The sequence below is a fragment of the Thioalkalivibrio sp. ALMg11 genome (genome assembly GCF_000377905.1).
Classification (GTDB): Bacteria; Pseudomonadota; Gammaproteobacteria; order Ectothiorhodospirales; family Ectothiorhodospiraceae; genus Thioalkalivibrio.
This window is the reverse complement of the sequence record NZ_KB898872.1, coordinates 166485-185680: the sequence shown is the minus strand read 5'-3', so window position 1 is coordinate 185680 and position 19196 is coordinate 166485. Positions and strand designations below refer to the sequence as shown.

At 66.3% G+C, this 19196-nt stretch carries 19 protein-coding genes and 1 pseudogene; 13 read left to right on the top strand and 7 right to left on the bottom strand.

Annotated features, from left to right (window positions below):
• Positions 1 to 3: 3 nt before the first annotated feature.
• From D578_RS0103515 to D578_RS0103505, 3 genes are read right to left on the bottom strand one after another with little or no spacing between them, the layout of a single operon-like run.
• Positions 4 to 1353, bottom strand: a complete 1350-nt coding sequence (locus D578_RS0103515; protein WP_018948601.1) for an AMP-binding protein — start codon at positions 1351 to 1353, stop codon at positions 4 to 6.
• Entirely contained in the window at positions 1350 to 1964 is a 615-nt protein-coding gene (locus D578_RS0103510; protein WP_018948600.1) for a hypothetical protein, read from the bottom strand. Before D578_RS0103510 ends, D578_RS0103515 begins: the two co-directional genes overlap by 4 nt.
• Complete coding sequence (locus D578_RS0103505; protein WP_018948599.1) at positions 1961 to 2233, bottom strand: phosphopantetheine-binding protein; 273 nt, start codon at positions 2231 to 2233, stop codon at positions 1961 to 1963. Before D578_RS0103505 ends, D578_RS0103510 begins: the two co-directional genes overlap by 4 nt.
• 220 nt (positions 2234 to 2453) lie before the next feature.
• Between D578_RS0103505 and D578_RS0103500 the strand changes: the two genes are divergently transcribed.
• Together D578_RS0103500 and D578_RS0103495 are read left to right on the top strand one after the other, a co-directional pair.
• Complete coding sequence (locus tag D578_RS0103500; protein WP_018948598.1) at positions 2454 to 3767, top strand: NAD(P)/FAD-dependent oxidoreductase; 1314 nt, start codon at positions 2454 to 2456, stop codon at positions 3765 to 3767.
• Positions 3768 to 3778: 11 nt separating this feature from the next.
• On the top strand, positions 3779 to 4453 hold the full coding sequence (locus D578_RS0103495; protein WP_018948597.1) for a YdcF family protein: 675 nt from the start codon (positions 3779 to 3781) through the stop codon (positions 4451 to 4453).
• Positions 4454 to 4626: 173 nt separating this feature from the next.
• On the opposite strand, the gene D578_RS0103490 is transcribed toward D578_RS0103495, so the two are convergent.
• Positions 4627 to 7404 (bottom strand): valine--tRNA ligase, encoded by a 2778-nt coding sequence (locus D578_RS0103490; protein WP_018948596.1) that lies wholly within the window; start codon positions 7402 to 7404, stop codon positions 4627 to 4629.
• A 431-nt stretch (positions 7405 to 7835) separates the two neighbouring features.
• Between D578_RS0103490 and D578_RS16290 the strand changes: the two are divergent.
• Positions 7836 to 8107 (top strand): annotated as a pseudogene (locus tag D578_RS16290) (hypothetical protein).
• Positions 8108 to 8406: 299 nt separating this feature from the next.
• Here the strand turns inward: D578_RS16290 and fabA are convergent.
• Both fabA and D578_RS0103480 read right to left on the bottom strand, forming a co-directional pair.
• Positions 8407 to 8919, bottom strand: a complete 513-nt coding sequence (fabA, locus tag D578_RS0103485) for a 3-hydroxyacyl-[acyl-carrier-protein] dehydratase FabA (RefSeq protein ID WP_018146069.1) — start codon at positions 8917 to 8919, stop codon at positions 8407 to 8409.
• A gap of 93 nt (positions 8920 to 9012) precedes the next feature.
• Positions 9013 to 9327 (bottom strand): hypothetical protein, encoded by a 315-nt coding sequence (locus D578_RS0103480; protein ID WP_018948595.1) that lies wholly within the window; start codon positions 9325 to 9327, stop codon positions 9013 to 9015.
• A gap of 200 nt (positions 9328 to 9527) precedes the next feature.
• Between D578_RS0103480 and D578_RS0103475 the strand changes: the two genes are divergently transcribed.
• From D578_RS0103475 to mnhG, 9 genes are all read left to right on the top strand, one after another.
• A complete protein-coding gene (locus tag D578_RS0103475) occupies positions 9528 to 10862 on the top strand; it encodes a hypothetical protein (protein ID WP_018948594.1) in 1335 nt (444 codons plus the stop codon).
• 110 nt (positions 10863 to 10972) lie between these two features.
• A complete protein-coding gene (locus D578_RS0103470) occupies positions 10973 to 11674 on the top strand; it encodes a TIGR04211 family SH3 domain-containing protein (RefSeq protein WP_018948593.1) in 702 nt (233 codons plus the stop codon).
• A gap of 255 nt (positions 11675 to 11929) precedes the next feature.
• A complete protein-coding gene (locus tag D578_RS0103465) occupies positions 11930 to 14230 on the top strand; it encodes a putative monovalent cation/H+ antiporter subunit A (protein ID WP_018948592.1) in 2301 nt (766 codons plus the stop codon).
• Positions 14227 to 14652 carry a Na+/H+ antiporter subunit B gene (locus D578_RS0103460; protein ID WP_018948591.1) on the top strand — a complete coding sequence of 142 codons (426 nt, stop codon included), beginning with the start codon at positions 14227 to 14229 and terminating at the stop codon, positions 14650 to 14652. The genes D578_RS0103465 and D578_RS0103460 overlap by 4 nt, the downstream gene beginning before the upstream one ends.
• Entirely contained in the window at positions 14652 to 14999 is a 348-nt protein-coding gene (locus D578_RS0103455) for a Na+/H+ antiporter subunit C (protein WP_018146063.1), read from the top strand. Before D578_RS0103460 ends, D578_RS0103455 begins: the two co-directional genes overlap by 1 nt.
• Positions 14996 to 16501 carry a Na+/H+ antiporter subunit D gene (locus tag D578_RS0103450; RefSeq protein WP_018948590.1) on the top strand — a complete coding sequence of 502 codons (1506 nt, stop codon included), beginning with the start codon at positions 14996 to 14998 and terminating at the stop codon, positions 16499 to 16501. Before D578_RS0103455 ends, D578_RS0103450 begins: the two co-directional genes overlap by 4 nt.
• On the top strand, positions 16498 to 16971 hold the full coding sequence (locus D578_RS0103445; RefSeq protein ID WP_018948589.1) for a Na+/H+ antiporter subunit E: 474 nt from the start codon (positions 16498 to 16500) through the stop codon (positions 16969 to 16971). Before D578_RS0103450 ends, D578_RS0103445 begins: the two co-directional genes overlap by 4 nt.
• A 15-nt stretch (positions 16972 to 16986) precedes the next feature.
• Entirely contained in the window at positions 16987 to 17262 is a 276-nt protein-coding gene (locus D578_RS0103440) for a cation:proton antiporter (RefSeq protein ID WP_018948588.1), read from the top strand.
• The gene (gene mnhG, locus D578_RS0103435) at positions 17255 to 17653 is read left to right on the top strand and encodes a monovalent cation/H(+) antiporter subunit G (protein ID WP_018948587.1); all 399 of its coding nucleotides are present in this window, start codon (positions 17255 to 17257) and stop codon (positions 17651 to 17653) included. The genes D578_RS0103440 and mnhG overlap by 8 nt, the downstream gene beginning before the upstream one ends.
• Positions 17654 to 17794: 141 nt before the next feature.
• Here the strand turns inward: mnhG and D578_RS0103430 are convergent, their stop codons facing one another.
• Positions 17795 to 18244, bottom strand: a complete 450-nt coding sequence (locus D578_RS0103430; RefSeq protein ID WP_018948586.1) for a hypothetical protein — start codon at positions 18242 to 18244, stop codon at positions 17795 to 17797.
• Positions 18245 to 18496: 252 nt separating this feature from the next.
• Here D578_RS0103430 and D578_RS0103425 point away from each other — a divergent pair, with 252 nt between their 5' ends.
• Positions 18497 to 19180: a metalloregulator ArsR/SmtB family transcription factor gene (locus tag D578_RS0103425; protein WP_018948585.1), complete on the top strand. Its 684-nt coding sequence runs from the start codon at positions 18497 to 18499 to the stop codon at positions 19178 to 19180.
• Positions 19181 to 19196: the final 16 nt, after the last annotated feature.

Here is a 19196-nt window from a genome sequence, read left to right as displayed (position 1 = left end):
GGGTCAGGCGCACTGAGCGTGATAAGCCAGCAGGTCCAGCAGGACCTGGCGCGGCAGCTTGCCGGTGGCCGATCGTGGCAGGTGTTCGACGCGGACCAGCGGGCGCGGCAGGAACAGCGGGTCCATGCACTCGGCCAGTGCGGCCTGGATCTCGGCCTCGCCGCGATTCGGCGCCACCACCAGGGCGGCCAGCCGGTTTACGCCATGCGCGACCTTGTCGGTGTCCGGCGGAATGAACACGCCGTCGAGTACCCCGGGGATTGCGTTCAGCCGGCGGTTGAGATCAGCCAGCGAGGCGCGCTTGCCGGCGATGTTCAGTTGATCGGTCAGGCGCCCTTCCATGCGGAAATGGCGGCTGTCCCGGACCTCGATGTGGTCCGGAAGCGGGACCGCTTCGGGGTGCTGCGGCCCCTGGGCGCAGGCAAGGCCGTCGTCATTGCGGTGCAGTTGCACCCCGGGGTAGGCCGTCCAGTCGGACTCGCGGGTGGTGCGGCGGGTGGCGATGGCGCCGGCCTCGGTGCAGCCGTAGATCTCGTCCAGGCGGCAGCCGAACACCCGCTCGGCCTGGCCGGCCGTTTCCGGGTCCAGGGGCGCGGTCGCGCACAGGATGCGTTCCGGTGTTGGCCACTCCAGCCCCGCACGCAGGCAGGCGTTTAGATGAAAAGGTGTGGTTACCAGTATGGCCGGGGCGCATTCAGTCAGTGCAGCACGCACGTCCCCGGGGTAGAACGGGCGCCCGGCCAGCAGGGCCGCGTTCCCTAGCAGGGCGTAAAGGAGCGTGGACTCCAGGCCGTACATGTGCTGCGGCGGGACGGTGCCGACCAGGGTGGGGCCGGAGCCATCCACCAGCTCGAAGCACTCCAGCGCCTGCCGGGTGACGGCATGCAGGGCATCCCAGCTCCGCGCGTGGACCGTGGGGGTGCCGGTGCTGCCGGAGGAGAAGGCGAGAATGGCGGTCTGGTCGGCGGGAATCTCGGGCATCGGGCCAGTGGCCTCGCCGGCCTCGCCGCGGGCAGACACCCGCAGGACCGGGACTGCGATCTCGGCGTCCGGGCCGTCGACCAGGGCGGGGGCGTCCGGGTACTGACTGGCGATCTCGGCCAGGGTGGTGCTCCCGCGGTTCGGGGGCAGCAGGTTGATCTGGCCGCGTAGCAGGATCGCGGCAAAGGCGACCGCGAAGTGGTAGCGATCCTGGCACAGGTTAAAGGCCGCCCCCGCCTGCGGCAGGCGGGCGGCCAGCGCCTGCGCGTCGGCGAGGAAGGCGGCGCGCGAGATCGCTCGATCGCCGATGCGCGCCAGCGGTGCGGGCGTGTCGGCGATCAGCGGTCGAGTGACCCGCGGGGTATCTGTCACGGGTGCCTCAGCATCCGGTGGTGATCGACTCGCGCCAGTTCCATCAGATAAGCCAGGAAGCCGTAGTGCGGCTCGTCGCGCAGTAGCCAGCGGCGCAGCGGATACTCCAGCAGGAACAGGCCGGCCAGCAAAAGGTAGTTGATCCCGTTGGCAAACAGCGCCCAGGTTGTGGCGGAGGCGAACAGCCCCAGCCAGGCGGACACGATCGCCAGTCCGGCGCACAGCAGGGCCCAAGTGATGGTGAGGTTGCGGGTGTAGCGGTGCACCGCGGGGGTGTCGGAGGCCCCCATGGCCAGGGCGTAGCGCGTGATCAGCGGGATGGAGTCGCTGCGCAACGAACGCGCGAACAGAAGCGACAACAGCCCCATGATTAGCACCGGCAATGCGTACAGCAGCCAGGTGGCAATCCCGCCGAGCAGCAACAGGCTTATGCCCACGGCCAGGCTCGCGGCCAGCACGCCACGTCCGGTGGTGGTCAGCGAGGCCCACGCAGCCACCAGGATCAGGGTGGCCAGGATCGCCAGCGGCAACAGCGGGATCTCGAAGGTCACGCCGAGGACGACCGCGACCGGGTAGCTCAGGGCTACGCAGGCGGCGAGTGGGGTGTTCACGACGTGGCTCGGTTGGCCTCGATATGGGCGCTCAGCGCACGCAACGACGCGAAGATCTCGCGGTTGTTTTCGTCGTCCGAGCGGATCTGGACGCCGTAGGCGCGAGAGATGGCCAGGGCCAGCTCCAGGGCATCGATGGAATCCAGCCCCAGTCCTTCACGGAACAGCGCATCTTCCGGCTCGATCTCCTCCGGCGCGACGTCCTCCAGATTAAGGCTGTCGACGATCAGTCGGGCAACTTCCTGTTCGAACGCTGTTTGTGATGGCACGTGTTCCCCCGGTGCAATGATGTGCGCATTCTGTGATCGCCTCCGAACTTGCAGTTCGCGCGACGGCCACCCTGCTGTGGGCGCCGATGATACCCACACCCGAGGGGCCGTGGTACCCTCGCGACCAGTCCGGGTCGCCGTTCTGGGGTTGCGGGCGGGCAAGCGGAGACGTGATTTGAGACAACCGGGACAGGAAGCCGTAACCGACGGGCGCTGCCAGGTGGTGGTGATCGGAGGAGGCCCGGCCGGATCCACGGTGGCCTCCCGGCTAGCGCAGAAGGGGCGCGACGTGGTGCTGCTGGAAAAGGCCCGGCATCCGCGTTTCCATATCGGCGAATCCCTGCTGCCGATGAACTTGCCGCTGTTCGAGGAGCTGGGCGTGGCCGAGGCCATCGAGGCGATCGGCATCCCCAAGTACGGGGCCGAGTTCACCATCCCCGAGGCGCCTGACGCGCCGCGCACCTATTACTTCGAGCGCGCCCTGAACGACGATACGCCCGCGTCGGCCTTTGAGGTGCGGCGCTCGGAGTTCGACCACCTGCTGCTGGAGAATAGCGCGCGCCTTGGCGTGCGGGTGCTGGAAGAGGTCACCGTCTTCGACGTCGCCCTGGCCGATCCCGCTAGGGGCGGGACCCAGCAGGTCACCGCGCGCGACGCATCCGGCAACACGCTGGAGTTCGAGGCCGATTTTGTGGTCGACGCCTCCGGCCGCGATACCTTTCTGGCCCGCCGCCTGGACCTGAAGGCGCGTAACCCGGAACACAACAGCGCCGCGATCTTCGGGCACTTCAACAACGTGCCCCGCCGCCTCGGGCGCGATGCCGGCAACATCAGCATTTACTGGTTCCAGCACGGCTGGATCTGGATGATCCCGTTGCGCGACGGAGCGATGAGCGTGGGCGCGGTCTGCTTTCCCGAATACCTGAAGACGCGCAAGACCAAGCCCGAGACGTTCCTGTGGGACACGCTGAAGCTCTGCCCGCCGGCCTTCGAACGCATGCAGGGCGCGGAACTGGCCGGCCCGGTCAATGCCACCGGCAATTTCTCCTACCGTTCCAGTCAGGCCCACGGCCCCGGTTATCTGCTGGTCGGCGATGCCTTCACCTTTGTTGACCCGGTATTCTCCAGCGGGGTGTATATCGCGATGTCGGGGGCCTTCCGCGCCGCCGATGCGGTGGATCGCTGCCTGGAGCATCCGGCGCGCTCCACACGCTATCTGCGTGCCTTCGAGCGCGACGTGCGTCGTGGCGTTCGCCGTTTCTCCTGGTTGATCTACCGCTTCAACAGCCCGGTGATGCGCAAGCTGTTCATGGGCCCGCGCAATACCTTCGGGATGGAGCAGGCGGTGATCTCGCTGCTGGCCGGCGATGTCTACCGCAACACCCGTGTGCAGTGGTCCCTGCGTGCCTTCAAGACGGTGTACTACGTGCAGATGGCGCTGAACCTGCCGCGGGCGCTGGCCTTCTGGGCGCGGCGCCGGCGCAACGCGCGGTTGCACTTCACCGGCGGCACTACGCCCGAAGATGAGGCCTGAGCGGGATTCCCGTGGGCGCGGCGCGCATCAAATTGAGTCGCATCGGGCCGGATGGCCTGGCGACCTTTGCGCTGTCGAATCTGATCATCCTCGCCACCGGCGGCCTGTCGTGGCTGGCGCTGTGGCTCTACACCCTGCATTGGTCAAGGCGCCTGCGCTGTCCCGGGAGCGGGCAATGCATCCTGGTGCTGGGGCAGCAGCTGGAGTCGGGGGCACCCGGTCCGGGCTATCGCCTGCGCCTGCTGCGCGCCGTGCGTCTGGCGCGCCGGAACCCCGATGCCCGGATCCTGGTGCTGGGCGGGCAGACCTCCGCTGGGGCCCCTAGCGAGGCGGCCGCGGGCGCAGCCTTCCTGCAATGCCACGGGGTCGCGGCGGCGCGCATCCGTACCGAAGACGCCTCGCGGCATACGCTGGAGAATCTGCGCAATGCGCGCGATCTGCTGACGGAGACGCCGGAGGCGGGTGACGCGCCCCTGGTGCTGGTGACCAGTCGCTTTCACCTCGCCCGGGCAGTGGCCATGGCGCGCGGCATGGGATTGCGAGTCTGCCCCTGCCCGGCGGAGCCGGGCTCGCGGGTATCGGCGGCGCGACTGGCGCGCGAATGCTGGATGCTGCACTGGTACCACACCGGCCGCACGCTGGCGCGCCTGATCCGCCACCGGAGCATGCTCGAACGCATCAGCTGATTGTTCACCACGAGGCACACGAAGACACGAAGAAGGGCAAGAGCGATCAACAGGGATTAATGGGCCCTGGTCCTGGTCGGAGGCTATTGCCGTCTTGGGTGCCGCCCGGTCCGCGAGCCAAGATCCTTCCGTTCTTCTTCATGCCTTCGCGTGCCTCGTGGTGAAAAGCGCCCTCACATCGCGCGGATGCGTTCGCGCTGGGCAGCGAGCTGGTCGCGGGTGGCGTGCATCTCGGCGACGCGGTCGCGTTCCTTCTGCACCACGTCGGCCGGGGCGCGGTCGACGAAGCTCGCGTTGGAGAGGCGCTTCTCGCTCTGCTCGAGGTTCTTGTCGAGCTTGGCGATCTCCTTGTCCAGGCGTGCCAGCTCGGCGTCCTTGTCGATCAGGCCGGCCAGCGGGATCAGCAGCTGCATGTCGTCGACCAGGGCCATCGCCGATTCCGGGGCCTCGTCGGTGGCGTCCAGCCAGGTGACGCTCTCCGGCTTGGCGAGGAACTCCAGCAGACCACGGTGGCGCGTGTAGCGCTCCTGGTCGGCGTCGGTCCAGTTCTTCACCAGCACCGGCAGCGGCTTGCCCGGGGCGATGTCCATCTCCGCGCGGATGCGGCGCAGCCCGGTGATGAAGTCCTTCACCCAGTCGAGCTCGGCGGTGGCAGTCGCGTCCCGCGGGAACCCGTCGCGGCCGGGCCAGGGGCGCTGCACCAGGAACTCGATGTCGTCGCCAATGCCGGCGTGCGGCTTCACGCTGGTCCAGATCGCCTCGGTGATGAACGGGGTGACCGGGTGCAGCATGCGCAGCAGGGCCTCCAGAACGGTGGCCAGGGTATTGCGTGTGGCGCGCTTGACCGCCTCCGGCGTGGCCTCGTCGTTGAGGACCGGCTTGGTCAGCTCCAGGTACCAGTCGCAGTAGTCGTGCCAGGTGAACTCGTAGAGCGTCTGCGCGGCGAGGTCGAAGCGGTAGGCGTCGAGCTGCTGCGTGGCGGTCTCGGCGGTCGCGGCCAGGCGGTCGAGGATCCAGCGATCCGCCAGGGTGCGGTGTTCGGCAGTGTCGTCCGCGGCCGAGCAGTCGTGCCCCTCGACGTTCATCAGTACGAAGCGCGAGGCGTTCCACAGCTTGTTGCAGAAGTTGCGATAGCCCTCGATGCGGCCGAGGTCGAACTTGATGTCGCGTCCGGTGGTGGCCAGGGCCGCCAGGGTGAAGCGCAGGGCATCGGTGCCGAACGCGGGGAAGCCGTCGGGGAAGGCCTTGCGCGTGGCCTTCTCGATCTTCTGCGCCATCTGTGGCTGCATCAGGCCGCGGGTGCGCTTGGCCACCAGGTCGTCGGCGCTGATGCCGTCGATGAGGTCAATCGGGTCGATCACGTTGCCCTTGGACTTGGACATCTTCTGGCCTTCCGAGTCGCGGATCAGGCCGGTCACGTAGACCTCGCGGAAGGGCACGTCTCCCATGAAGTGCTCGCCCATCATGATCATGCGGGCGACCCAGAAGAAGATGATGTCGAAGCCGGTGACCAGCACGCTGGTCGGGTAGAAGTCCTGGAGCTCCTGCGTATTCTCCGGCCAGCCGAGGGTGGAGAACGGCCACAGCGCCGAGCTGAACCAGGTGTCCAGCACGTCCTCGTCCTGTTCCAGGGCCACGTCCGCGCCCAGGCCGTGCTTCTCGCGCACTTCGGACTCGTCGCGGCCCACGTACACGTTGCCGTCCGCGTCGTACCAGGCCGGGATGCGGTGGCCCCACCAGATCTGGCGCGAGATGCACCAGTCCTCGATGTTGCGCATCCATTCGAAGTAGGTCTTCGACCAGTTCTCCGGCACGAAGCGGAAGCGGCCGTCCTCCACCGCCTTGATCGCCGGCTCGGCCAGCGGGCCGGCCTTCACGTACCACTGGTCGGTCAGGTAGGGCTCGACCACGGTGCCGGAGCGGTCGCCGCGCGGGACCATCAGCTTGTGGTCGTCGATTTTTTCCAGCAGCCCTTCTGTATCCAGGTCGCCGACAACCTTCTGCCGGGCCTGGTAGCGGTCCAGCCCGCGATAGGCGGCCGGCACGTTGTCGTTCATGCAGGCGTCGATGGTCAGGATGTTGATCACCGGCAGGTCGTGGCGCTGGCCCATGGCGTAGTCGTTGAAGTCGTGCGCCGGGGTGATCTTCACGCAGCCGGAGCCGAACTCGGCCTCGACATAGTCGTCCGCAATGATCGGGATCTCGCGCCCGACCAGCGGCAGCCGGATCGTCTTGCCGATCAGGTGCTGGTAGCGCTCGTCCTCCGGGTGCACTGCGACCGCGGTGTCGCCCAGCATGGTCTCCGGGCGCGTGGTCGCGACGGTCAGATGGCCGGAGCCGTCGGCCAGCGGATAGCGGAAGTGCCACAGGTGGCCGACCTCTTCCTCCGACAGCACCTCGAGATCCGACAGCGCGGTGTGCAGCACCGGATCCCAGTTGACCAGGCGCTTGCCGCGGTAGATCAGGCCCTCCTCGTGCAGCCGCACGAAGACCTCGCGCACCGCCTCGGACAGCCCGTCGTCCATGGTGAAGCGCTCGCGCGACCAGTCCATGGAATCGCCCAGGCGGCGCATCTGGCGGGTGATGGTGCCGCCGGATTCGGCCTTCCAGTCCCAGACGGCCTCGAGGAACTTCTCGCGCCCGAGGTCGTGGCGGCCCTTGCCGTCGGCGGCCAGCTGGCGTTCGACGACCATCTGCGTGGCGATCCCGGCGTGGTCGGTGCCGCCCTGCCACAGCGTGCGGTCGCCGTGCATCCGCCGGTAGCGGATCAGGGTGTCCATCAGCGTGTGCTGGAAGGCATGCCCCATGTGCAGGGTGCCGGTCACGTTCGGTGGCGGCAGCAGGATGCAGTAGTTGGCCTCGCCCGTCGCCGGCGGCGCGAAGATATTCGCGGCCTCCCAGCGGTCGTACTGGGTCTGCTCGATGCTCTTGGGGTCGAAGCTCTTGTCCATGATCGCGGGCGCGCTCGGGTCGGGGTGTGGGGAAAGCCGCGCATTATAACGGCGTGGCGCGCCGCCCGCCCGGGGCCTGCAGCGTTGGCCGGCTGTCTGCCGTGCAGGCTGGCCCTGGTTCGTCGTTGGGTGTTTACAGTGGCTTCGGTCCGCATACTGCCAGGCGCTGACTCGCCAGCGCGCCGCGAGGTACTTCTTTGATCGTGCAAAGAAGTACCCAAGAAACACGCCCGACTGCCGCGACCCCGGCCCGCTGCGCGGGCCGGGGTTTCCCTCGCTCCGAGGCTTTTCGCGGGCGGCGCTGAACTCGCTACGCTGCGCCTCGCTCAGACATCCAGCCCCCTGAATCCCGCGACAAGCCTCTCCGCTCGGCGCGACGGCAACGGGGAGGTAGGTCCAAACAACGGCTATCCCAGCGATAGTGATCGTGGATGAAGGCTGGGCTGTCGAACATCCCGGGCACGCTCGGCCTTCGGCCATGGCGTGCCGCATCCGCGGAGCGGGTGCCGGGGGCGTAGGATGTGATGAGCGAAGCGAATCGCATCAGGGTTTCGCACGACGTGGGGAACGGTGCGTTTCGCTGCGCTCAACCGCACCCTACGGGGTACCGTCTGTTTTGACCTTCTCCTCCCGTATGGAGCCCCTTGCGGAAGGGGCCTCGGGCCGGCCAGTTAGAAATGGACACGGGGCGCTGGATGTCTGAGCGGAGCCGTAGGCTTCGCGAGTTCAGCGCCGCCGGCCCGAGGACCCTGGAGCAAGGTTCCCGGGCAAAATCCGGGTGCCCTTCTTTGGGCACTTTCTTGGGCAAGCAAGGAAGTGCCTCGGGGTGCGCTGGCGAGTCAGCGCCAGGCAGGTGGCGGACCGGAGGTACGGAAACACAGAGGACGAACCGGGACCAGCCTGACCCGGCAGGCGGCCCGACGAAGGCACCGTAAACACCAGCGACGAACCGGGGCCAGCCCGGGCCTAACGGCAGGGAGTAGGTGCCGGGTGCTGGCGGGTCTAGAAGTTTTCGGTGGAGGTGAACAGGCCGACGCGGAGGTCGTGGGCTTCGTAGATCGGGCGGCCGTCGACCTTGACGATGCCGTCGCCGATGCCGAGGACCAGCTTGCGCGAGATTACCCGTTTCATGTCGATGTGGTAGGTGACCTTCTTCGCGGTGGGCAGGACCTGGCCGGTGAACTTGACCTCACCCACGCCCAGGGCGCGGCCGCGGCCCGGGTTGCCGAGCCAGGCCAGGTAGAAGCCGACCAGCTGCCACATCGCGTCGAGGCCGAGGCAGCCGGGCATTACCGGGTCACCGGGGAAGTGGCAGGCGAAGAACCAGAGGTCGGGGTTGATATCCAGTTCGGCGATCATTTCGCCCTTGCCGTACTGGCCGCCGTCGCTGTTGATCTCCAGGACGCGGTCCATCATCAGCATGTTGGGGACCGGCAACTGGGCGTTGCCCGGGCCGAACATGTCGCCGTAGCCGCAGGCCAGGAGTTCGTCGCGATCGTACTGATTCTTCTGCATGGGAGCGCCGCTCGGGGAAAAGGCCGGTATTGGACCGAAACCCGCGCGCAAAAGCAATTGCGGCGGGCTTTGGTGGCGCTGACGGGCCGGTCGTCAGGCGTCGGAGGGATACCGTAGCAGTTCGGCGAGGGTGAAGAAGCGATCGCCCCGCAGGTAGCCAGCCTGGATGTCGGCGGTCAGGGCCGTCGGGCGCCCCTTGCCGTCGCGTTCGGCGACCCAGGGCGCGGGCACGGTATCCAGGATGTGCGTGCAGGCCAGGCGCCCGTCATCCAGATGGCTCGCATGGACCTCGCCGGTGCGGCGGTCGCGGAAGGCCGGGAGCCAGCCGGCGGTGAACCCGGCATCCAGCCAGGCGGGGTTCTCGGTGCGGGCCGGTGCGGGTGCCGGCAGGAGGTCGAGGCTGAGCATCGCGAAGTCTCCGGGGATTTAATCCGGATATCGGCGCGGCTGGCGCAAACTTGAGTACGGATCCTTCCGGACGCCGGCAGGCGTGGGGGCGTTGCGACATAATCGGAGCGTGAAGACGGAGGCCCGAGTTGCGCTGGAGGGTGCGGGCACCGACCATGCCGTAAAACAATAAGCAAGGGGTCGTCGTGGCGGTCACTGTAATGCTGTGGGTAGTGGGGGTGGTTGTCGCGATTATCGTGCTCGATCTGGCGCGGCGACCTCTGCGGCGATTGCTGGTGGGCCTGACTGGAGGGATTACGCGCCTGGTCTGTGCCCTGCGGCGTCAGGTGCTGCATCTGCGCGATGCGGCTCAGCGCTGGCACCAGGCGCATCTGGCGAGGCTGGAGGCGGAGCGCGTCCATGTCGCGGTGCATGCTCTGGAGCGACGTTACGCTCGGCTGGTGGGCCATGATCTGGCCGAGATCCCGGATCTGCGCCAGCAGGTCCACGAGACGCTGCGCCAGCTGGAAGACGCCTACGCCCGCGACGAGGGGCGCTTGTCCGCCGAGCCGGGCTGGGTCAGCCGGCTGGAGGCGCTGGTGAGCACGCCAGTCGGCGATAGCCCGCAGGGGCAGCGTCTGGGGCAGGACATGCAGGAGACGGTGCTGCGCATCGCTCGCCTGGGTATGGAGGAGCACCGCCAGGTGGCCCGTGGCCTGTTGTCGGCACGCCGCCGCATGGAGGCCCCGTTGCACGAGCTGACCGGGCGCCTGGAGCAAGTGCACCGCCGACTGGCGGACTTGCAGCGCCAGGGGGAGCGTCTCGACAACGGCCTGACTCGTTGCGAGAGCCGCGACCATCCGGCGCACCGACAGTGGCCGGCGTATGCCCAGGCGGGCAGCCAGTGGCTGCTGGGCGTTGCCGGACTGGCGCTGACGGGTGTCGCAGTGATCGTGTACCAGCGCCTGTTCGACCCGGCCCTGGGCTTGCAATTTCCGGCTTCCATGGAGGCCGGCGGAGTGGCCTTCCCGGATCTGGTGGTTGTGATCCTGTTGGGGGCGGCTGCGGTCTGTGGCTGGCTGCTGGCCGAGGCGCGCGGTGTCTCGCGGCTCCTGCCACAATCCCTGATGGACGGCAGTGAGGGCGTGCGCCGCGCCCTGGTGGCGGTGGCTGCGGTGGCACTGGCCGCGCTGGCGCTGGTCTCCGGATTCGGCGGTTTCCACCTGGAGTGGGTGGCTTACCGCCAGGAAATGGTCGATACCCTGCTGGCGGGGGGCGAGGCGCCACCGGTGACGCTGGATCTGTTCGAACAGTCGGTGGGGGCGATCCTGGGCCTGGTGATACCGCTGATCGTTGCGCTGGCACCGGTCTGGCTAGTGGGCGTCCTGCAGGCGACCCGAGTGATGCTGGGTGGACTTCTGAGCTTGCTGCTCGCCGTGCTGGCCGGGATCCTGTATCTGCTGGCGGTGATGGCGGCGCAGATCCGCCGACTGGTGCCCATGGCCTTTGACCTGCTCACGTTTCCGTCGCGGATCGTGCGCGAGCAGTTCTTGTAAGGCTTGCGGCAATTGTTATGTGAACTCGATCAACCCCTGGCGTGGCCTGGCACGCGCCGCGCCGATACCGCTGTAGAATGCGGCGCCGTTGATCCCTGACGAATCAAGAGATGGCAGAAGACATGACGACGAATGGGTGGCCGATGCGCGCGGTGTTGCTGGTTCTGGGTGGGTTGCTGATGGTGGCCTGGAGCGGCGCAGCCGCTCAGGAGACCCGGTACATCAGCGAGGAGCTGGAGGTTGGGGTGCGCGGCGGCCCGTCGAACCAGAACCGGATCGTCAGCTCGGTACGTGCCGGACAGCCCGTGGCCGTGATGGAGCAGTCGGGTGACGGGTGGAGCCGGGTGCGCCTGCCCAGCGGCAACGAGGCCTGGATCCTGACCCGCTACCTGCAGGACGAGCCGCATTCGCGTGAACGGTTGGAGGAGGTCGAGGCGGAACTGGCCGAGATCCGTTCCGGCGCGGATAGTCAGGAGGGCCGGATTGCGGAACTGCTGGACCGGCGCAATGCGTTGACCGCGGAACGTGACGAACTGGAGGCGCAGCTCGCGGACATGGAATCGGAGCTGGAAGAGCTGCGCGATATCGCCTCGCGGCCGCAGGAAATCCAGCGCGAGAATCGCCGTCTGGAAGAGAACCTGATCGAAGCCCGCGACTCCGGCGACGAGTATCGCCGTCAGGTCGAGGTGATGCAGGCGGACAGTCAGCGCAAGTGGTTCATGACCGGGGCGCTGGTCACGGTGGGCTCGGTGATCCTCGGGATCATCCTGACGCGCATCCCCTCGCGCCGCCGTCGCAGCGAATGGAGCTGATACCGGGGTTTTGATCGGCGCTTTCCTGAGACCGGTTCTTTTGGTTTGGCAGGGCCGGTGTCAGCGTGTCTTTCCGGGCTTGCGCGAGGAGCATCACGTTTCTTGCGCGACCCCGGCCGAGTCGGTAGGCTTCCGCGACCGATTTGACCCTGGGGTGCCTTGAGCGGCTCCACGAGTCAGGATTGGAAGGACCCCTCACATGCGCGGTCGCGGCCGCGTGCCTTGGCCCGGAACTGAAAGGACTGAGCTGACCGGATGCTGTACGCAATTCTGTCAACGTTCCTGGTGGCGGCGTTTGCGCCCACGATCCACCGCCTGACCGGCCGCGGAAGCGGCTGGGTGCTGGGCCTGTTGCCGGCCGGGCTGTTCGTCTATTTCCTGAGCTTCCTGCCGGCGGTTTCCAGCGGCGAATCCATCGTGCTGGCCTGGCCCTGGCTGCCGGGGCTGGATATCCAGCTCTCGTTCCTGGTGGACGGCCTGTCGCTGCTGTTCGCGCTGCTGATCTCGGGCATCGGCTTCTTCATCGTCACCTACGCCGGGCGCTATCTCGAGAAGGATCGCGACCTCGGGCGCTTCTACGTGATCCTGCTGGCCTTCATGGGCTCCATGCTCGGGCTGGTTCTGGCGGATAACCTGATCGCGATGTTCGTGTTCTGGGAGCTGACCAGCATCACGTCCTACCTGCTGATCGGCTACAACCACGAGAACGCGGATGCCCGCAAGTACGCGCTGCAGGGGCTGTTCGTAACCGTCGGCGGCGGCCTGGCAATGCTCGCCGGCATCATCATGCTGGCGATGGCCGGCGGCTCCTACGAGATCTCCGAGATTCTCTCCAACGGCGACGTGGTGCGCGAGCATGCGCTGTATCTGCCGCTGTTGTTCCTGATCCTGCTCGGGGCCTTCACGAAGTCGGCGCAGGTTCCGTTCCACTTCTGGCTACCGCGCGCGATGGCGGCGCCGACGCCAGTCTCCGCCTACCTGCACTCGGCGACCATGGTGAAGGCCGGCATCTACCTGCTGGCGCGCCTGAATCCCTCGCTCGGTGGCACGGATGTCTGGTTCACCACGCTGGTGTTGGTCGGCTCGGTGACCATGTTCACGGGTGTGTTCCTGGCCTACCGCTCCACGGGCGTGAAAAAGGTGCTGGCGTATTCCACGGTGATGGCGCTGGGCACCCTCACCATGTTGATCGGTATCGGCACCGAGACCGCGCTGATGGCGGCGATGGCCTTCCTGCTGGCACATTCCCTGTACAAGGGCGCGCTGTTCATGGTCGCGGGCATCCTGGATCACGAGGCCGGGGCCAAGGACTTCCTGCAGACCGGCGGGCTGCGCAGCGCACTGCCAGTGACGGCGGCATTCACGATCCTCGCGGCGTTGTCGCTGGGGGGCGTGATCCCGCTGTTCGGCTTCGTCGCCAAGGAGCTGATGCTGGAGTCGGTGCTTGGGGCTCCGGGGCTGGTCGGCATCCTGACCCTGCTGGCGGTGCTGACCGCGATCCTCGGGGTGGCGGTCGCCGCGATCGTCGGCATCCGGCCGTGGTTCGGGCCGAAGGTGGAAACACCCAAGACCCCGCAGCACGACGCCCCGGTGGCGATGCTGGCCGGTCCCGCGGTGCTCGCCAGCCTGGGCCTGATCTTTGGCCTGGGGCCGGGCCTGGCCGACGAGGGCCTGATCAACGCGGCCGCGGCCAGCGTGCAGGGCGCGCCGGTCGACGGCTATCTGTCACTGTGGCACGGCCTGAACTGGCCGCTGGCGATCTCCGCCTTCAGCCTGTTGGCCGGTGGGGTTCTCTACTGGCGCTGGGAACAGGCGCGCCGCGCGCTGGCCTGGGTCGATCGCGCCGCCGAATACGGCCCGGAGAAAGGCTATTTCAAGATGATGGACGGCCTGGTGTGGCTGTCCGAGTGGCAGACCCGGGTGCTGCAGAACGGCTATCTGCGCTATTACGTGATCGTGATCGTCGTGGTGACCGCGGCTCTGGTCGGGGTCACCGCCCAGCTGTTCGAGGTCGGGGTCGGGTCGCTGAACTTCGAGGGCCTCCAGATCCACGAGATCGCCATCCTGGCGGTCCTGGTGGCCTCGGCGCTGTTCGCGGTTCTGACCCACTCGCGGCTGGGTGCGGTGGCCGCCCTGGGCTCGCTGGGCTTCACCGTGGCGCTGGTCTACGTGCTCTACAGTGCGGCGGACGTCGGCATCACCCAGGTGCTGGTCGAAACCCTGACCGTGATCCTGCTGGTGCTGGTGCTGTTCCGGCTGCCGGGTTTCCTGAACCTGTCGTCCACCGCGCTGCGCCTGCGTGACGCCGGGATCGCGCTGGTGATGGGCGGCATGATCACGCTGCTGATCCTGAGCACCGTGGATGCGCGGTTGTTCGACTCCATCTCGCAGTACTTCATCGACGAGTCGGTGCCGTCCGGTTACGGCCGCAACATCGTTAACGTGGTGCTGGTCGACTTCCGTGCACTGGATACCCTGGGCGAAATCTTCGTGCTGGCGCTGGCGGCGATCGGGGTGTACGCGATGCTTCGTTTCCGCGCGGAGGACCGCCGATGAACATGCATTCCCTGATCCTGCGCACCACGGGACATTTCCTGCTGCCGCTGCTGTTGCTGTTTTCCGTGTTCCTGCTGTTGCGCGGGCACGACGAGCCGGGCGGCGGTTTCATTGGTGGGCTGGTCGCGGCCGCCGCGATCCTGCTGTACCTGTTTTCGATGGATACCGAGTCGGCACGCAAGGTGCTGCGGGTGGACCCGCGTGATCTGCTGGGTGCCGGCATGGTGCTGGCGGTGATCAGTGCCATTCCCGGCGTATTTCGCGGGCAGGCCTTCTTTACCGCCCAGTGGTGGGAGTTCACTGCGCCGATCTTCGGCGAGATGAAGCTCTCGACCGTGCTGATCTTCGATATCGGGGTGTACCTGGTGGTCATTGGCTCGGTGCTGACCATCATGCTCAACCTCGCGGAGGCGGAGGACTAATGGAAGTCGTCATGGCCTTCGTGGTCGGCGGTCTCTATGCCGCGGCCATCTACATGATGCTGCGCCGCTCGATCGTGAAGCTGGTGATCGGGCTGGTGCTGCTGTCGAATGCCGCCAACCTGCTGATCTTTACCGTCGCCGGTATGACGTCGGGTGCGCCGCCACTGATCTCGCCCGGGGATACGGTGCCCGAGGGGGTCGCCGCCGACCCCCTGGCGCAGGCAGTGGTGCTGACTGCGATCGTGATCGGTTTCGGGGTGCTGGCGTTTGCCGTGGTGCTGATCCACCGCGCCTACGAGGTGGTGCAGGCCGATGACATGGACCAGATGAAGGACACCGATCGATGATGATGTCCGTGGCCCTCCCGATCATCGTGCCGCTGCTGGTCGGTGCGCTGTCGGTGATGCTGTGGCGTTCGCACTTCGCCCAGCGCGCCCTCGGCGTGCTTGGTACCGGATTGATGCTGGCCGTGAGCATCTGGCTGCTGGCGGATACCTGGGAACACGGGCACGTGGTGATGGAGATGGGCACCTGGCCCGCCCCGTTCGGCATCGTGCTGGTCTCCGACATGCTGGCGGCGATCATGGTCTTGCTGACCGGCATCATCGGCTTCGCCACGGCGATCTACTCGCTGTCCGGCATTGGCAAGATGTCGGAGAAGTTCGGTTACTACCCGCTGCTGCACTTGCTGCTGGCAGGGGTGAACGGCGCGTTCCTCACCGGCGACATCTTCAACCTCTACGTGTGGTTCGAGGTGATGCTGGTCGCCTCGTTCGCGCTGCTGATCCTGGGTGGCGAACGCGCGCAGATGGAAGGGGCGATCAAGTACGTCACCCTGAACCTGCTGTCGTCGATGATCTTCCTCACGGCGATCGGCCTGACCTACGGGCTGACCGGCACCCTGAACATGGCGGATATCGCCGACAAGCTGTCCACCGTCGAGGACACCGGTCTGGTGACCGTGATCGCGATGCTGTACCTGGTCGCGTTCGGGGTGAAGGCGGCGGCGTTCCCGTTCTTCTTCTGGTTGCCGGCGTCCTACCACACGCCGAAGGTGGCGGTCTCCGCGCTGTTCGCGGCGTTGCTGACCAAGGTCGGGGTGTACGCGCTGTACCGCGTGTTCACGCTGATCTTCAATCAGGAAGTCGATTACACCCACGAGATCCTGCTGTGGGTGGCGGCGGCGACCATGCTGACCGGCGTGCTCGGGGCGGCCGCGCATTACGAATTCCGGCGCATCCTGTCGTTCCACATCATCAGCCAGATCGGCTACATGATCATGGGTCTGGCGCTGTTCACGCCGCTGGCCCTGGTGGGCGGGGTGTTCTACATCATGCATCACATCATCGTGAAGGCGAATCTGTTCCTGATCAGCGGGATCACGTTCGTGATGAAGGGCACCCACGAGCTGAAGCTGATGGGCGGGATCTACCGCACGCATCCGATGCTGGGTGTGCTGTTCCTGATCCCGGCCTTGTCGCTGGCAGGGCTGCCGCCGCTGTCCGGTTTCTTTGCCAAGTTCATCATCATCCGTGCGGGTATCGAGGCCGAGGCTTACTGGGTGGTGGCGGTCGCGCTGGTGGTCGGGTTGCTGACGCTGTACTCGATGATCAAGATCTGGGCCGAGGTGTTCTGGAAGGCGCAGCCCGAAGGGGTCGAGGGCCAGACGCACGATGTCACCTCCGGCCCGATGATCTGGATGTGGATCCCGGTGATCATGCTGGCCCTGATGACCGTGGCCATCGGTCTCTACGGCGAGCCCATCTATCAGATGGCGGCCATGTCCGCCGAGCAGTTGCTGGATCCGTCGCGGTACATCGAGGCGGTACTCGGGGAGGCCCGCCAATGATCGCGCTGACCTGGAACATCGCGCTGGCCCTGATCTGGGTCTTCCTGACCGGGACGTTTACCACCGGTAATCTGTTGGTCGGGTTCTTCCTTGGCTACGTGCTGCTGGCATTTGCCCTGCGCGACAAGCCGGGGTTTTCCAGCTACGCGCGGCGGGTGCCGAAATTCATCGGGTTTATCGGCTTCTTCCTGTGGGAACTGTTCCTGTCGAACCTGAAGGTGGCCTACGATGTGATGACCCCGACCCACCACATGGTGCCGGGTGTGATTGCCTTCCCGCTGGATGCGAAGACCGATGGCGAGATCACCATCGTCGCCAATCTGATCTCGTTGACGCCGGGGACGCTAAGCCTGGACGTCTCCACCGACAAGAAGGTGCTGTATATCCACGTGATGTACCTGGAGGACCGGGATGCGGTGATCCGCTCGATCAAGTACCTGGAACACCGCGCCCTGGAGGTCCTGCGCTAGGCGCGGGGAGGTCCGATGTTCGATATCGCTATTATTGCTTCCAACGCATTGCTGAGCCTGGCCCTGGTGCTGGCGTTCTGGCGGCTGTACCTGGGGCCGACGCTGCCGGATCGCGTTGTGGCGCTGGAGTTGATTGCGTCGTTGACCATCGGCTTCATTGCGGTCTACGTGATCTCCAGTGGCCGCACCCCGTTCATCGACGTGGCCATGGTTCTGGCGCTGACCGCGTTCCTTGCCGCAGTGGGCTTTGCCCGTTACCTGGAGAAAGGGGGGCATCGGGACGATGATTGAGTTTTTCACGGGGTTGCTCCTGGTCGTCGGGGCCGCGTTCATGGTGGTCGCGGCACTGGGCCTGGTGCGTATGCCCGATCTGCCGATGCGCCTGCATGCCACCACCAAGGCCGGTGTGCTGGGGGCGGGCCTGATGATGGTCGGCGTGGCCGTCTACTTTGGCGACGGCGGGGTCACCACCCGCGCGGTGGCGGTGATCGGCTTCCTGCTGCTCACCGCACCGGTGGCTGCGCACGCGATCGGGCGCGCTGGCTACTTTGTCGGGGTGCCGCTGTGGGAGCACACCAAGACCGACGAGCTGAAGGGCCGCTACGACGAGGAGAATCACACCCTGGCCTCGCCCCCGGAGATGCAGGACGCGAAGCAGGACGACGACGCCCCGCGTTCTTGACCCCGCCGGCGCCCGCGATCTGACGGCCGATCATCCGGGTAGGGGAGACATGACGGTATGCCAGACACGAAAAAGCCGGGGCGCAAGGCCCCGGCGATGGGTACAGTCGTTGGAGTGACGATCGTTCCGGAATGACGGCCCTCAGGCCGCGTGGGTCTCCTTCGCCTCGCGGGCAGCCCGGGCCTGCTCTGGATCGTAGGCTGCGCCGGACCAGAGCATCTCGTAGGCGATCTCCTCGTTTCCGTTCTCGCACAGTTCCAGTACCTGCTGGAAAAGGGGCTGGAAGGTCTCGCTCTGGTGCGACGCCTCGTGTTCGTCGAAGCTCTTCCAGAAGGTGATGATCAGGGCCTCCTTGTCCTTCATCGGGCTCTCGACCGCCTGGCCGATGGTGGAGCCCTCATTGGAGACGGCACCGGAGTTCAGCGCGACAAAGCCGCCGACGAAGCCGGTATCCGAGTGATAGGTCTTTACGTTCTCGCAGAGGACTGCGACACGTTCCTGCAGGTCGTCGATGGTGTATTCCGACTTGAGGATCACGCGGTTGATGGTGACTACACCGTCGGCCGGGAAGTTATTGATCAGTTGGCTCATGACGTTCTCCTGTTGCAGGGGAAGTGTGCCCGAAGGCACGGGATGCTCGGTTAGTTAGTAAGCAACTTCTAATCGAAGTTCCCGACTAATCTACTCAGGAATTCGCGCGACCCCCAAATCACCCAAAAACTGGAGGGCCCGATCCGGCGGGCCCTAGGCGGCGGGAGGATTCCTTCGTTGCCAGATGCGGGTCATCACCGGTCTTGCGTCCGATGCCTGGGTCATTTATCGTTCATTCCAATGAATATTGGAATGAACGCCGTGTCCGGACGTGAACTCAAGGATTTGCTGTACGAACAGGTGGCCCGCATCGCCCGGGCCGCGGCCAGCCCGAAGCGCCTGGAGTTGATCGAGGTGCTGGTGCAGGGCGAAAAGAGCGTCGAGCAGCTGGCGGCCGATGCAGAACTCAGCGTGAAGCTGACCAGCGCCCACTTGAAGGAGCTGCGCCAGGCGCGGCTGGTCGAGGCCCGGCGCGAAGGGCGCCATATGTTCTATCGCCTGGTGGATCAGCATGTCGCCGATTTCTGGGTGATGCTGCGCACCCTGGCGGAGGAGCGCCTGCTCGAGTTGCAGGCCGCGACCCGCGAGATGGCCGAGGGCCCGGGCGAGCTGGCCCCGATGGCCGGCCCCGAACTGCTGGAGCAGGCGCGTCGGGGCGACCTGATCGTGCTCGATGTCCGTCCCGGCATGGAATACGCGAACGCCCATCTGCCGTATGCCCGATCCATCCCCATCAGCGAGCTGCGCAATCGGCTCGGCGAGCTGCCGACCGACCGACCGGTGGTGGCTTATTGCCGTGGTCCGTACTGCCTGATGGCCAGCGAGGCTGTAGAGATCCTGGCCGCGCACGGGTTCCAGGCGACCCGGTTCGAGGACGGCGTTGCCGAATGGCGCTATCAGGGTCTGCCCATTACCCAGGACTCGGAATCCAACTAACCCAAGGAGAGACCGG